Consider the following 13,892-nt stretch of genomic DNA (forward strand, 5'->3'; position numbering starts at 1 on the left):
GACAACTTTTCGAGTTGCCGGCGCCGTATCCAGAGCTCCGCGAATCAGGCCGCGTCGTTCGGCCGATTAGCCTCAGCTTCGATCTGAATCTCGACTTCATCCGCAACCAGCGGAATGAAAGCATCCATACCGAAATCGCTGCGTTTGATCTCGGCCTCGGCCGAGAAACCGCAGGTATATTTCTTGTCGTCCATGGGATTGGCCATGCAGACGATATCGTCGACTTCGAGCGTGACCGGCTTGGTCACCCCGTGCAGGGTCAGCTCGCCCTCGACCGTGGCTTCGTCGTCGCCATCGAAAGACACGCTCTTGGAGACGAAACGCATCTCAGGATACTTGTCGACCTCGAAGAAACCTTTCTTGTTGCGCAGATGTTCGTCGCGCTTGTCGTGGCCGGTGTCCACCGTGGCCGGATCCATCGTGACCTCGACGCGGCTGGTATCGCCTTCACGATCCATGACGATCTCGCCGCCGGTAACGTCGATACGACCGTGCATGGTCGACAGGCCCATATGCCCGATCTCGAAATTGCCGTAGGTGTGAGACGGATCGATGGTGTAGGTCTCGGCCGCGCTGGCCACACTGGCCGTACCGGCGAGAAGGCTGGCCGAGGCCAGTCCGAGCAGTATTTTATTCATCCAAATCACTCCGTTGCGGGTTGGACCGCCCGTGGTGGGCGATGCATCCGAGTCTAGCGTATTTACGGTTACGCGCAGTACGACAGGTACAGGACCGTGGGTCGGCTCATCCGCGGCGCCTGGTCTCGCGTAGCCGCAGATCATTCTTCACCTTGCTGAACGAGTCACTGCATGCCCGAAGGGCCGGAAATCAGGCGCATGGCCGACGATATCGATCGGGCGGTCGGCAACGACGAGGCGCGCTCGATATTCTTCGCGTTCGATCGTTACAAGCGCTTTGAGCCGTCGCTGACCGGCCGCCGAATCGAGGCGGTCGAGCCCCGTGGCAAGGCGGTGCTCGTATTCTTCTCGGCGAGTGACAGCGACGGCCCCTGGTGTGTCTATAGTCACAACCAGCTTTATGGCCAGTGGCGTATCGGCCGCGCCGATCACGAACCGGACACCCGGCGCCAGCTGCGCTTCGCCATCATCGGCGACACGCGTGCGGCGCGGCTCTACAGCGCCTCGGATATCCGGGTGGTACGAACCGACGCGTTGAACGACGTGCCCTATCTCGCAAAGCTCGGCCCGGATCCGCTCAACGACGAATCGGTCGACGACGCAGTACTCGACGATCGGCTCGATGACAGGCGCTTTGCCGGCCGCGCGCTGGGCGGATTGCTGCTGGATCAGCAGTTCATCGCGGGCATCGGCAACTATCTGCGTTCCGAGATCCTGTTCGAAGCCGGCCTGCACCCGGCACGCAAGCCGCGCACGCTCTCGACCGACGAACGCGGGCGGCTGGTCACCGCCGTGCGTGTGCTGATCGAACGCGCCTATCGCCTCAAGGGCATCACCAACGATCCCGAACGCGCAGAGCGCCTCAAGGCTGAGGGCAAGCGCTTCGGCGCCCGCCGACACATGGTCTTCGAACGTGCCGGCAAGGGCTGCTACCGATGCGGCACCGCGATCGAGAAAACACGTATCGCCAGCCGCCGACTCTATGCCTGCCCGGCGTGTCAGCCGGCTAGTTGATCAGGGTGAAGACGAAGTAACCGGCCAGCCCGGCCGGCACTATCCCGGCCAGCACCCAGAAGCCGTCGCGGCCCGTCAGCCCCAGGCCCATGAGGGCGATCGCGAACGCGGGCGCAGCTGCAGCGAAGGGAATGATCTCGAGCGGAATCATGCAGGCGCCGAGCACAACACAAGCGACGCCGATCAGTCGCGTGGATGCGCCCTCGACCAGCACGTGCAGGCGCGGACGCACCAGCCGGTCGATACGCCGGGTCCACGGCGTAAGCCGTCGCGAGACCTGCTTGTAGCGTTGACGCTCGATCGATAGCTCGCGCAGTTTGGCCGGCAGCCACGGATAATCCTTGCCGAACACGAGTTGGGTCGAAACGAGCGCGATCGAGATGCCGCATACGCTCGGTATGCCCGGCACCGCCCCGGTCGGCAGTGCCGCAATCAACGCGAACATGAGCACCAGCGGCCCGTAGCCGCGTTCGCCGATGACGGTGAGAATCTCGCCAATCGACAGACGATCGCTGGCGCCCGCGTCGCTTGGCGTCGAATCAAGCGATTCGAGCAGCGCGGTGAGTGTCGTGGCTTCGCCCATGCGGGGGCTTCTTTGCAAGGTCTGAATGAGCGTCAGACTAGCATGGGCGGGCGATGTTCCCTGCTGGCGCCCGCGTTTGCAGCACGCGTTGCGCGCGTCGTTTATTGTATGGGGCACATATTTCCAAGCGGAAACCAGCATGCAATACAAACGCCTCGGCACGACCGGCACGAAAGTCTCGCCGCTATGCCTCGGCACCATGACCTATGGCACGCCTGAGTGGCGAGAATGGGTGCTCGACGAGCAGGCCAGCCGGCCGTTTATCAAGCAGGCGCTCGATGCCGGCATCAATTTCTTCGATACCGCCGACATGTATTCGCTGGGCGAATCCGAGCGGGTTGTCGGCAAAGCGTTGACCGATTACGCCAAACGCGATGACTTCGTACTCGCAACCAAGGTCTTCATGCCGATGGGCGACGGGCCCAACGATCGCGGCTTGTCGCGCAAGCACATCATGTCCGCCATCGACGGCTCGCTGGAAAGACTGGGGACCGACCATGTCGATCTCTATCAGATCCACCGCTGGGATTACGACACGCCCATCGAGGAAACGATGGAAGCGCTGCACGACGTGGTGAAGTCGGGCAAAGCGCGCTATATCGGCGCTTCGTCGATGTACGCCTGGCAGTTCGCCAAGGCTCAGCAGGTGGCCGAGCGCAACGGCTGGACGCCGTTCGTGACCATGCAGCCGATGTACAACCTCGTCTATCGCGAGGAAGAGCGCGAGATGCTGCCGCTATGCGCCGATCAGGGCGTGGGCGTGATTCCTTGGAGCCCGCTGGCACGCGGGGTACTCGCCGGCAAGACGACCCAGGGCGAGGGCGGCGAGAGCATGCGCGCCAAGACCGACGAGAACACCCGCAAGTGGCAGCTCGGCGGCGAGATCGACACGCCGGTGATCGATGCCCTGCGTGAGGTGGCCGACGCACGCGGCGTGCCCATGGCACAGATCGCACTGGCCTGGGTAGCGTCCAATCCAATGATTACGGCGCCGATTGTGGGCGCCAGCAAATCACATCACCTCGACCAGGCAATCAAGGCGATCGATATCGAACTGACCGCCGACGAAAAGGAAAAACTGGAAGCGCCCTACGCGCCCCACCCCATCGCTGGGCACAACTAGCGCGGCCGGCTTCCAGGCTGGCTGAAGCCGGGCTTAACGCCCGGCTTTTCATGTCAGCCCGCGGCCGCGCGGATGCGGCGCAGCAGTTCGTGCGTCGGATAGCCGTCGGCGGTCATCCCGCTCGCACGCTGGAATGCGCGCAGACCGCCACGGGTATTCGGGCCCATGATGCCGTCCGGCGTGCCGGTGCCATAGCCGAGTTCGTTGAGCAGGCGCTGCATTTCCTTGATGTCGGTGCGCGAAAGACTGGCCAGCGTTCGCGGCCAGTCGCCGTACACGCCCGGCTGCCCGGCGAGTCGGTCCGAAAGAAGGCCCACGGCCAGCGCATAGCTGGTGGCATTGTTGTAACGCAGGATCGTGCGGAAATTCGGGCCCACCAGAAACGCGGGACCGTGCGCGCCGGCCGGCGCGATGATGGATGCCGACTCGAACGACGGCAGGCCGCGGCTATCGACCGCACGCACGCCGGATTGGCGCCAGGTGGCGGTCGAGCGGCGGGTATCGAGCTCGGCCTGGGCATAGTCGAAGTTCGGCGGCAGCACCACCTCGCGGCCCCAAGTGGAACCGCGCTGCCAGCCGTTGGATTTCAGATAGTTGGCGGTCGAACCCATGACGTCGGCGATGCTGTTCCAGATGTCGCGCCGGCCGTCACCGTCCTCGTCCACCGCGTAGGCATTGAAGCTGGTAGGGATGAACTGGGTATGGCCCATCGCACCCGCCCAGGAACCGCGCATGCGATCGCGGTCGATATCGCCGTTGGCGAGAATCTCGAGCGCGGCGTAGAGCTGTTCTTCGGCAAAGCGCGAACGCCGGCCGTCGTAGCCCAGCGTTGCGAGCGCGTCGATCGTCTCGTAGCTGCCGAAATTGCTGCCGTAGTTGCTTTCCACCCCCCAGATCGCACCGATGATCGTGCGCGGCACGCCGTAGCGCTGTTCGACCTCGCGACCGATGCCGTCGTATGTCGCTAGTTTGTCCCGGCCCTGGCGAATGCGCGTATCCGAAACGGCGCTATCGAGATAGCCCCAGATCGCGCGGCTGAATTCAGGCTGACGACGATCCAGCTCGATGATGCGCGGCTGGAACGCGGCGCGGCCGAAGGCTTCGTCAAGCACGTCGCGCGACACACCGCGCGCGCTTGCACGCTGGCGAAACGAGGCCACCCAGGCATCGAAGCCACGGCTGTCACGCGCGGTAGACGTTGCCGGCTGAGGCTGGCGAATCTCCGCCGAGCGCGCCTCGGATGACGTCGACGACTGCGGCGTGGATTCGTTCTGTGATGTCGCGCTTGCTACAGGATCGGAGGCGCAGGCTGCGACTGATAAACAGAAGACGGGGACGAGAAAATGACGGGGCTGGATCGGCATGATGAAGGGGCTGAACGAAGGGCGCTGCCAGTGTCCGGCAAGCGCGCGGCGGATTCAATTATCTTCTTGGCACGCCTGTCCCGGCCGTGCCGAGCGGGCTATACGACGGCGCCCGCCGCCTGCGCCGACGCCCAGGCCCACTGGAAATTGTGACCACCGAGATGGCCGGTCACGTCGACGACTTCGCCGATGAAATAGAGGCCCGGCACGTCACGCGCCGCCATTGTTGTCGACGACAAGGCACCGGTATCCACGCCGCCGATGGTGACCTCAGCGGTGCGATAGCCTTCTGTGCCGTCCGGCGTGAACGGCCATTCGGTCAGCCGCGTGGCGAGCGCCGCGCAGGCCTGGTCGTCGAGCTGGCGCAGGCGATGGTTGCCGAGAGACGCCTTGCCGACCTCGTTGCACAAGGACTGAGCCAACCGACGCGGCAGACGTTCGGCAAGTACGGTGGCCAGCCGCGCGTCAGGCCGGGCATCACGGCGTTCCGTGAGCCACTGCTCGACATCGGCGCCTGCAAACCAGTCCACTGCCACGGTATCGCCGGGCTGCCAGTAGGACGACACCTGCAGCATCGCGGGTCCGCTCAAGCCTCGATGGGTAAACAGCATGCCGGCATCGAAGTAAGCGTCGTTGCAGCGTGCCTCCACATCCAGACCCACGCCAGAGAGCGCGCCGAAGGCCTTGCCCTGACCCCCGTTGAGCGTGAACGGCACCAGCGCGGCGCGCGTATCACGTACGGCCAAGCCGAACTGGCGCGCGATGCGATAACCGATACCGCTTGCCCCCATCTTCGGGATCGATAGGCCGCCGGTGGCAACCACCAGTGATTCGCCGCGAACGCTGCCGGCCTCGGTATGCACGACGAACCCTGCGCCATCCCTCGCAACGCTCTCGACCGGCGCGCGCACCCGTATTTCCACGTCTGCCGCCGCACACTCCTGCAGCAGCATGGCCACGATCTGCTTCGACGATTCGTTGCAGAACAGCTGCCCTTTCTCCTTCTCGTGATAGGCGATGCCGTGCGCTTCGACCGCGGCGATGAAATCGGCCGGCGTGTAGCGCGCCAATGCCGATTTACAGAAATGCGGGTTCGCCGAGAGAAAATTCTCCGGCGTGCTGTACAGGTTGGTGAAATTACAGCGCCCGCCGCCAGACATAAGTATCTTCTTGCCGCAGCGCTTGCTGCCTTCGAGCACAACGACGCGCCGGCCGCGCGCAGCGGCCACGGCCGCGCACATTAGCCCGGCGGCGCCGCCACCGAGCACGATCACATCTTTTGACTGATCGCCGCTCATCGGCGGCTACGGGGGATATGCATGCGGCCGTGTCCTTGCACGTGAATGCCTGTTTCGAGAAGGGCTGGAGGACAGAATTGTCGCACGGCCAACATTCTGAACGGATCAGGCCGAATGGATTACTGCTGCCTGCAACGACCGTCCGCCAATGGCTGGGACTTGGTTTCGTCACGCGTAAAAGATATATTTTCCAAACTGCCGGCCGATACCGTTTCGGGATTCCAGTCTCGTCAAGCGCGCATCAGCGGCACTCGGCAGACTGCGCTCAGGGGGTTTGCCAGCATAAAAAAACAAGTACGCAGCCGCGACTGCGTGGTGCGGGACACCAACGATTAAAACAATCCGAAGGAGGGCGAGAACGCCATGCTGAAGAGACTATCGCTGCCGATAATGGCAGGTCTTGTCGTAGGCCTGAGTGGCTGTGGGCTGATCTACAAGCCGACCGGCCACGTGCTCGCCCACTATTCCCAGGACGAAGTCGTACCCTACGTGCTGGGCAGCGGCGACCTGGATCTTTCCACCTGCGGCACCGGCATGGGTCAGCATCAGTTGCTGGCCTCGTTCAGCCGTGTGATCGGTCGCCCCTCCAAGGTATTGCTCAACACCAACCTGCTCGCGGGTCTGTGCTCGGAAACCAAAGCGCAGGAAGAGCAGCTGCGTTTCGCCCGCGCGTTGCGCAACGGCGACACGGCAGAAGCCCGCGACGCCCGCGTGGAGTCGCAGCGCCTTTTCCGCCGTACGGCCTTGCGTCGTTATCAGGTCTATCGAGACACGGTGGATGCCTTCGGTGAGCTCGGCGACGGCAACTGCCCTTCCTACGGCAACGACACCGAGGAATTCGAATACATGGTGGGTACGCTCACCTCGATCCAGGCATTGCTGAGCGATATCCAGGCCTCCAGCAGTGTCGGCGTCCCACAGGACGTCGCCGCCAAGGCCGGCCGCGCGACCGACTGCATGGACAACGAAAAATGGTGGGGCGTACCGAACGCACTTCAGGCCGTGGTCTGGCTGAGCGTGCCGGGCACCACACCGGACGGCAAGGATCCGTGGACGCAGCTCAAGGAAGCCGCCGATTATGGCGCCAGCAAAGGCATGCCGTTGCCGGCCATGCTGTATGCGATCGCCGGTTTCGGACAATCCAACGACGAGCGTGAAAAGGAAGGCATTCGTCAGGTCGCCGAGATCTACAACGCCGGCGACGCGCCCGAGGATTACCTCATCCTGTCCGAAGTCGCCTATGCCCAGGCGCTGTATCTCTCGGATCGCATCTGGACCCGCGAGACGGGCCAACGCACGCCCTTCCTCGCGCTCGGCGACTTCCCGGGCGATGAGGACGACAGCTCCGATTCCAACTTCGACGCCGGAAGCTTTCTTAACTGATGACTAGCCAAATCGAGTCCAGCGGGTCGGCAGCAGCCGACCCGCACGCCGGCGATGTGTCGACGACATACAGCGCTACCCGCAACTGGTTGATCACCCTGCCGGTGGCCGTGCTGCTGCTGTTTGCCATCCTGTTCGGCACCAGCGCCTTTATTCACGGCCAGTTGCTGAGCCTTGGCGGCGACATCTGGCAGAACTACAACATGCTCCGCTACGACATGTCGGAACCGACATGCGACCCGGACATGGATATCGATGCGCGCATCGCGCAGAGCCAGTCGACGACCGCCGACGCAGACAGCCTGTTCGATGCCGGGCCTTCCGATCCGGAAGCCAAGCGTCGCTCGCTCGAGGGTCAACGCGACCAGTGCCGAGCGAGCTACGAGCGCTACGAATACAACAACGAGATGACCTCGACATCGACGCTACGGGCTTTCCGTACCCTCGAGTTGAGCATGGGCCGCATCAACCAGATGGGCCAGGGATTCCAGGCCTATATTCTGGTGCTTCTGATCATGCTCGGCGGCTTCATCTCCCTCGCGCTCAATGAACAGATCGGGCTGCGCACGCCCAAATCACGAATCGATTACCGGGTAAGCGCCGGCGCCCAGGTGGCCGCCAACCTGGCCATGGCAGTCAGCGGCTTCGTGTGGCTGCGTCTCGATTCGGGCGGCGAGTTCGCATTGAATCTGCTCTGGCTGATCGGCTTTCTCGCCTTGGCCGCAGTTGCGACATATCGCCTGTTCAAGTTACCGGCGAACGCCCCATCGGGCGGCTCGATTTTCCACGCGTTACTGACTATTCCGCTGTACTGCTGGCTTGCACTGGTCAGCATCACCTACTTCTTCATAGCCGAAGGCTATGTGGCCGGACCGGCGATTCAGCTGACCAAGATGATCCGTTTCGCGGATCTCTATACCGGCATCGGGCTGTACGTGTGGGTGGGCATGATGCTCAAGCACACGCGTATCGCCGAGGTGATCTTCGGCCTGTTCCGCTCCTGGGACATGCGCCCGGAATTCGTGGTCATTCTCGTCGTGCTCGCTTCGGCCTGGCCGACCGCCTATACCGGCGCTTCCGGCATTTTCGTGCTGGCAATCGGCGCGGTGATCTATCAGGAACTGAGGATTGCCGGCACCTACCGCCAACTGGCCGTGGCTTCCACTGCCATGTCCGGCAGCATGGGCGTCGTCCTCAATCCCTGCCTGATGGTCGTGATCATTGCGGCGCTCAACCGGCAGGTCACCACGGATCAGCTGTTTGGCTGGGGCCTGTATGTGTTCGCGCTGACCGCGCTCATCTTCACCGGCTTCGTGTATCTCACGCGCAAGAGCAAGCCGTATATCGCCACACCGGATACCGCGCTGCCCAAGATGCGTGAGGCGATCGGGCCACTAATTCCGTATGTGGTGATCGGCGTGGCCGTGGTCCTGCTGTACACGCGTCTTCTGGGGCAGAGCTTCAACGAGTTCTCGGCGCCGGTGATCCTGCCGATCATGCTGATCGCGCTACTCGGATATGACCGCTGGCGTGCCAAGCGCCTGTACGCTGAGGCGATCTACAAGGCAGATCGTGGCCAGGCCAAGGCCCCCGACCACGAGCCGGCCGGCTTCTGGAACGCACTGCGCTCCTCGACCGCCGATACCTCGATGCTGCTGGGCGCCCTGCTCATGCTCATGGTGCTGTCGATCGTGTTCGGTGGCGTCATGGAGCGCTCCGGCATCATGGAGCTGTTCCCTGAAAACCTCGGCAACGTCTGGTATGCGACGGCTATCCTGGTCGTGATGCTGGTGTTCATCGGCATGATCATGGAGCCCTATGGCGCCATCATTCTGGTGAGCGCGACGCTCGCGCCGGTGGCCTACGAGAACGGCATCAATGCAATCCATTTCTGGATGATCGTGCTGGTCGCCTTCGAACTGGGCTATCTCAGCCCACCGGTGGCGCTCAACCAGTTGCTGACCCGACAAGTGGTCGGCGATGCCGAGATACAGCTCGCCAAGGCCGAAGTAGCCGACGACCCGAGCTTCTGGCGTCGTCATGAGGCGATGCTGCTACCGATCACGGTGATGGCCTCGGCACTGGTTCTGGTCGCTTTCGTGCCGCTCATCTTCATGCACCTGTTCTGATGCGTCCCTGGACAACGACGGCGCGTAAACCGAAAAGCAAACCTTCAGCCCGTTCTGAAGATAACTCCGGAGGAAGAAACCCCATGCTATCCAGAAAAATATCGTCCTATGTCGGCGCGGTTGCCGTCGGCGCCGCTGCCCTGCTCGGCAGCGCGATGCAGCCTGCCGCCGCCCAGGAAACGCGTTCCCTGTGTATCTACGACCCGATCGGCGCGAACGGCTTCATCTACCAGTCCTTCCAGGATTACGTGGTGCAGGCCCGCGAATGGGGGATCAAGTTCAATACCCGCGCCTATACTGACGAAGCAGTCGCCGCGAATGACTTCAAGGCCGGCAAGTGCGACATGGTCGGCATTACCGGCGTACGCGCGATCCATTTCGTGCAGTTCGCGGGCAGCCTGGACATGGCCGGCGGCCTGCAGACCTATGAACAGGAAAAAACCGCCATCAAGGTCATGTCGAGTCCGAAGGCGGCCGACCTGATGAAGGAAGACGACTACGAAGTGGTCGGCGTGGTGCCGCTAGGCAAGGCGTTCCTGTTCGCGCGTGACAAGGCCTATCTGGAAAGCCTGGATACCGTGGCCGGCAAGAAGATCGCCGTAATGTCCTACGACAAACAGGCCTCGACGCTGGCGAACGTTGCCGGCGCCTCGCCGGTGGGCGCATCGATCGCGTCGTTTGGCCCGATGTTCAACAACGGCAGCGTGGACCTGGCCTACGCGCCCTCCTTCGCTTATAACGCGCTCGAGCTCTACAAGGGCCTCGGCGAGAAAGGTGGCATCGCCGACTTCGTACTGGGCATGCTCTCCGGCCAGCTCGTGGTGCATCAGGACAAGTTCCCGGACGGCTTCGGCCAGAAATCGCGCGAGTGGGTGTTCAACAACATGTACGACTCGACACTGCGCCGTGTCGAAAGCGCCGACAGCGATATCCCGGACAAGTACTGGGTCCACATCTCGGGCGAGCGTGACAAGAATTACCGCGAGATGTTTCGCAACACGCGTCAGGAACTCTGGGACAACGGCTGGTACAACCATCGTATGCAGCACCTGCTCAAGAAGATCCGCTGCTCCAGCGACAGCGGCCTGGCGGAATGCAGCCAGGACAGCGAGGGCGGCCCGGTCAACTGATTGCAGCTGAGCCCTGCGCCAACAGCCCGTCGTGCATGGCTTTGCACGACGGGCTTTTTTTTGAATTCCTAAAGGAGTCCGCGATGCCTGTTCCCTTGTGTTTACGCCGGCCACTCACTGCCCTGCTTCTTATCGCGGTAGGCAGCAACGCGGCCATGGCTGACTCGGCTGTCGAGCGCTCCATCTGCGTCTACGACCCGGTCGGCGCCAGCGGCGCGGTTATCGAACAGTTCCAGGACTATGTCGTGATGGCACGGGAGGCAGGCGTGACGTTCGATCTGCGCCCGTATACCGACGAAGGCGTGGCCGCCAACGACTTCAAATCCGGGCGTTGCGACGCCGTTGGCCTGACCGGCATCCGCGTCAAGCAGTTCGTGCCGTTTGCCGGCAGTCTCGATATGGTCGGCGCGCTGCAGACTTACGACCAGATGCATACCGCGATCCGCGTCATGGCCAGCGACAAGGCCGCACCGTTGATGCGTAACGGCGAATACGAGGTTGCCGGCGTGGTGCCGGGCGGCAAGGTATACCTGTTCTCGCGCGACCGGCGTTTTCTCGACAGCCTGGAGGCCGCGGCCGGCAAGAAGGTCGCCGTGATCGGCTACGACAAGCAGGCCCAGGTGGTCGCCAATGTTGCCGGCGCGTCGCCGGTGCCCGCGACCATCGCCAGCTTCGGCCCGCTGTTCAACAATCACAGTGTCGACATGGCCTATGCGCCGGCGATCGCCTACAACGCACTCGAACTGTATCGCGGCCTGGGCGACGACGGTGGCGTGGCCGAGTTCGTGCTCGGCATGCTCTCGGCGCAGATGGTCATACACCGCGACCGTTTCCCGGACGGCTTTGCCGCCGAGTCGCGACAGTGGGCGGCCAACAAGGCGTGGGATCGCATCATCCCGCGTATCCGGCAAGCCGATGCCGAGATTCCGGAGCGTTACTGGGTACCGATCAGCGGTGAACGCGAAACGAAGTACCGCAGCATGCTGCTCGAGATACGCCAGCAGCTGTGGCAAGAGCAGTGGTACGACCACCGCATGCAACGCCTGCTGAAAAAGATCCGCTGCGCCGACGATCCTGGGCTGGCAGAATGCTCGCGCTCGACCGAGGGCGGCGCCGTGAGCGGCTGATACCCCCGACTGGCATTAGGTCTATACGCGGCGTAGGCTCCCGAGGGCATGGGGGCACTGAATCAGCGTGATTGGGCGACATGCAGCAAACGCGGCGGTGATGCCGCGGCCCATCCACGGGCCGATACAACCCACGCCGCCTGTGGACGCCGGCCACACCACCGTTCGCTCTGTGCATACGGTTTGCAGATACAACGTTTGTCCAAGCGACCGACACTGTCATGCCGTGCACCATGCACCCCGCGCATTGCCCTTGAAGCGGGCAATGCGGCCGCCCACCCGCTGTAACAAGTATTTCGCAGGGAGCTTCAAGCGATGGAATTCATCGACACACTGACACAGGGCGTCTACGCCATCATGACGCCTGTGAGCAGTTTCATCTGGTCGTACGTCCTGTTCTACCTGCTCTTTGGTGCGGGCATCGCCTTCACCATCATGAGCCGGTTCATGCAGTTCCGCATGATCGGGCACATGGTGAAGATCACGTTCGATAGCCGCAGCAGCGATCAAGGCGTGAGCTCGTTCCAGGCATTGGCCACGTCGCTGGCGGCGCGCGTGGGCACGGGCAACCTGGCCGGCGTGGCACTGGCGCTATGGGTCGGTGGCCCGGGCGCCGTGTTCTGGATGTGGATGACAGCCCTCGTCGGTCTGGCAACGACCTTTGTGGAGTGCACGCTCGGGCAGGTCTACAAGATCCACTACGCCGACGGCGTCTATCGCGGTGGGCCAGCCTATTACATCGAGCGCGCGCTCGGCCAGAAGTGGATGAGCATCCTGTTCGCAGTGTTCCTGATCATCGCCTACGGCTTCGCCTTCTCGGGCGCGCAGGCCAACACCATCGCCAAGGGCATGGAAGGCGCCTTCGACGTGCCGACCTGGGCGACCGGCGTCGCGTTGGTTCTGCTGGCCGGCGTGGTGATCTACGGTGGTTTGCGCTCGATCGCGCGCGTGGCGGAAAAAGTAGTGCCTATCATGGCGATCGGTTATTTCCTGGTCGCGGTCTACGTGATGATCGCCAACTACAGCGAAGTCCCCGGCATGTTCTGGCTGATCATCCAGAGCGCTTTCGGCTTCGGGCCGGCCGTCGGTGGCGCGGTCGGCTATACCATCAAGGTCGCGATGGAGAACGGGGTCAAGCGCGGGCTGTTCTCGAACGAAGCAGGCATGGGTTCGACGCCTAACGCGGCTGCGACGGCGGAGGTCAATCATCCGGCCGCGCAGGGCCTGGTTCAGTCGTTCGGCGTGGTGATCGATACGCTGATCATCTGCAGCTGCACCGCGATCGTCATCCTGCTGTCGGGCGTCTACGACCAGATGCTGGCGAGCGGCGGAGGCGGCGAATCGATGCAGGGCATCCAGCTGACCCAGAACGCCATGCAGGATCATCTCGGCGGCTTCGGCGTCGGCTTCATCGCGATAGCGATTCTTTTCTTCGCCTACACCTCGATCCTGGCCAACTTTGCCTACAGCGAGATCAATCTCGAATACCTGGCCGGCAAGCATCACAAGAAAGCCATTGCGATCCTGCGACCGCTGGTACTGACCATGGTCATGGTCGGCTCGGTCGCGTCGCTGGGTTTCGTCTGGGACTTCGCTGACCTGGCCATGGGGCTGATGGCCACGACTAACCTGATCGCCATCCTGTTCCTTGCGCCGATCGCCATGCGTGTGCTCAAGGACTACGAGCGACAACGCAACGAAGGCATCATCGAGCCGGTATTCAATCGCCAGGTACTCAAGAAGCCGGACGAAGTCGAACCGGGCATCTGGGACTGAACAGGCCCGGCGGCCTTCTTGCCGCTGCGGGATCGACGCCCATAAAAAAAGCGCCAGCCGGTCGCATACCGGCTGGCGCCAACGAGTGCATTGCTACGCCTGCTCTAGAGGATTTCGCGACCCTGCCAGCGTAGGGCTGCGCCCGATTCCTGGGCATGCTCACGCGCCCGGGTCACGATCGCGTCGAAATCTTCCGGGTTTTCCAGTGCTTCGAGAATCGCGTCCTCTTCGTCGCCGCGCTGATCGGCGATCGCTTGCAGGATTTCAATGCTCGTATCGTTGCTCTTGCTGAGTTTTTCCAAATCGGCCATGTCGTTTGCCGCCTAG

The 13,892-nt window shown here is 62.8% G+C and carries 12 protein-coding genes; 7 read left to right on the top strand and 5 right to left on the bottom strand.

Annotation, left to right across the window (positions count from 1 at the left end):
• Window positions 1-44: 44 nt before the first annotated feature.
• Window positions 45-638, bottom strand: coding sequence for a YceI family protein (locus SADO_RS04320; protein WP_353109513.1), 594 nt, complete (start codon window positions 636-638; stop codon window positions 45-47).
• A 171-nt stretch (window positions 639-809) separates the two neighbouring features.
• Here SADO_RS04320 and nei point away from each other — a divergent pair, with 171 nt between their 5' ends.
• Complete coding sequence (nei, locus tag SADO_RS04325) at window positions 810-1,652, top strand: endonuclease VIII (protein WP_353109515.1); 843 nt, start codon at window positions 810-812, stop codon at window positions 1,650-1,652.
• Here the strand turns inward: nei and SADO_RS04330 are convergent.
• On the bottom strand, window positions 1,645-2,235 hold the full coding sequence (locus SADO_RS04330; RefSeq protein WP_353109516.1) for an exopolysaccharide biosynthesis protein: 591 nt from the start codon (window positions 2,233-2,235) through the stop codon (window positions 1,645-1,647). The genes nei and SADO_RS04330 overlap by 8 nt on opposite strands.
• Window positions 2,236-2,374: 139 nt before the next feature.
• On the opposite strand from SADO_RS04330, the gene SADO_RS04335 reads away from it, so the two are divergent.
• Window positions 2,375-3,358, top strand: coding sequence for an aldo/keto reductase (locus tag SADO_RS04335; RefSeq protein ID WP_353109517.1), 984 nt, complete (start codon window positions 2,375-2,377; stop codon window positions 3,356-3,358).
• A 53-nt stretch (window positions 3,359-3,411) separates the two neighbouring features.
• Here SADO_RS04335 and SADO_RS04340 read toward each other — a convergent pair whose 3' ends face one another.
• A complete protein-coding gene (locus tag SADO_RS04340) occupies window positions 3,412-4,722 on the bottom strand; it encodes a lytic murein transglycosylase (protein ID WP_353109519.1) in 1,311 nt (436 codons plus the stop codon).
• A 98-nt stretch (window positions 4,723-4,820) separates the two neighbouring features.
• Entirely contained in the window at window positions 4,821-6,020 is a 1,200-nt protein-coding gene (locus SADO_RS04345) for a BaiN/RdsA family NAD(P)/FAD-dependent oxidoreductase (RefSeq protein WP_353109520.1), read from the bottom strand.
• Between the two features lie 363 nt (window positions 6,021-6,383).
• Here SADO_RS04345 and SADO_RS04350 point away from each other — a divergent pair, with 363 nt between their 5' ends.
• From SADO_RS04350 to SADO_RS04370, 5 genes are all read left to right on the top strand, one after another.
• Window positions 6,384-7,403, top strand: a complete 1,020-nt coding sequence (locus SADO_RS04350; RefSeq protein ID WP_353109522.1) for a hypothetical protein — start codon at window positions 6,384-6,386, stop codon at window positions 7,401-7,403.
• Entirely contained in the window at window positions 7,403-9,532 is a 2,130-nt protein-coding gene (locus tag SADO_RS04355; protein ID WP_353109523.1) for a TRAP transporter large permease subunit, read from the top strand. Before SADO_RS04350 ends, SADO_RS04355 begins: the two co-directional genes overlap by 1 nt.
• An 83-nt stretch (window positions 9,533-9,615) precedes the next feature.
• Window positions 9,616-10,662 carry a putative solute-binding protein gene (locus tag SADO_RS04360; protein ID WP_353109525.1) on the top strand — a complete coding sequence of 349 codons (1,047 nt, stop codon included), beginning with the start codon at window positions 9,616-9,618 and terminating at the stop codon, window positions 10,660-10,662.
• Between the two features lie 155 nt (window positions 10,663-10,817).
• The gene (locus tag SADO_RS04365; protein ID WP_353109526.1) at window positions 10,818-11,789 is read left to right on the top strand and encodes a putative solute-binding protein; all 972 of its coding nucleotides are present in this window, start codon (window positions 10,818-10,820) and stop codon (window positions 11,787-11,789) included.
• A gap of 315 nt (window positions 11,790-12,104) precedes the next feature.
• A complete protein-coding gene (locus SADO_RS04370) occupies window positions 12,105-13,565 on the top strand; it encodes an alanine/glycine:cation symporter family protein (RefSeq protein WP_353109528.1) in 1,461 nt (486 codons plus the stop codon).
• 104 nt (window positions 13,566-13,669) lie between these two features.
• On the opposite strand, the gene SADO_RS04375 is transcribed toward SADO_RS04370, so the two are convergent.
• A complete protein-coding gene (locus tag SADO_RS04375) occupies window positions 13,670-13,876 on the bottom strand; it encodes a hypothetical protein (protein WP_353109529.1) in 207 nt (68 codons plus the stop codon).
• Window positions 13,877-13,892: the final 16 nt, after the last annotated feature.

The sequence above is a fragment of the Salinisphaera dokdonensis CL-ES53 genome (assembly GCF_040361215.1).
GTDB classification, from domain to species: domain Bacteria; phylum Pseudomonadota; class Gammaproteobacteria; order Nevskiales; family Salinisphaeraceae; genus Salinisphaera; species Salinisphaera dokdonensis.

Excerpts from the sequence above, each read along its gene's own strand:
- SADO_RS04320 (WP_353109513.1), bottom strand. The coding sequence starts at position 638 with ATGAATAAAATACTGCTCGGACTGGCCTCGGCCAGCCTTCTCGCCGGT.
- nei (WP_353109515.1), top strand. The coding sequence starts at position 810 with ATGCCCGAAGGGCCGGAAATCAGGCGCATGGCCGACGATATCGATCGG.
- SADO_RS04330 (WP_353109516.1), bottom strand. The coding sequence starts at position 2,235 with ATGGGCGAAGCCACGACACTCACCGCGCTGCTCGAATCGCTTGATTCG.
- SADO_RS04335 (WP_353109517.1), top strand. The coding sequence starts at position 2,375 with ATGCAATACAAACGCCTCGGCACGACCGGCACGAAAGTCTCGCCGCTA.
- SADO_RS04340 (WP_353109519.1), bottom strand. The coding sequence starts at position 4,722 with ATGCCGATCCAGCCCCGTCATTTTCTCGTCCCCGTCTTCTGTTTATCA.
- SADO_RS04345 (WP_353109520.1), bottom strand. The coding sequence starts at position 6,020 with ATGAGCGGCGATCAGTCAAAAGATGTGATCGTGCTCGGTGGCGGCGCC.
- SADO_RS04350 (WP_353109522.1), top strand. The coding sequence starts at position 6,384 with ATGCTGAAGAGACTATCGCTGCCGATAATGGCAGGTCTTGTCGTAGGC.
- SADO_RS04355 (WP_353109523.1), top strand. The coding sequence starts at position 7,403 with ATGACTAGCCAAATCGAGTCCAGCGGGTCGGCAGCAGCCGACCCGCAC.
- SADO_RS04360 (WP_353109525.1), top strand. The coding sequence starts at position 9,616 with ATGCTATCCAGAAAAATATCGTCCTATGTCGGCGCGGTTGCCGTCGGC.
- SADO_RS04365 (WP_353109526.1), top strand. The coding sequence starts at position 10,818 with ATGGCTGACTCGGCTGTCGAGCGCTCCATCTGCGTCTACGACCCGGTC.
- SADO_RS04370 (WP_353109528.1), top strand. The coding sequence starts at position 12,105 with ATGGAATTCATCGACACACTGACACAGGGCGTCTACGCCATCATGACG.
- SADO_RS04375 (WP_353109529.1), bottom strand. The coding sequence starts at position 13,876 with ATGGCCGATTTGGAAAAACTCAGCAAGAGCAACGATACGAGCATTGAA.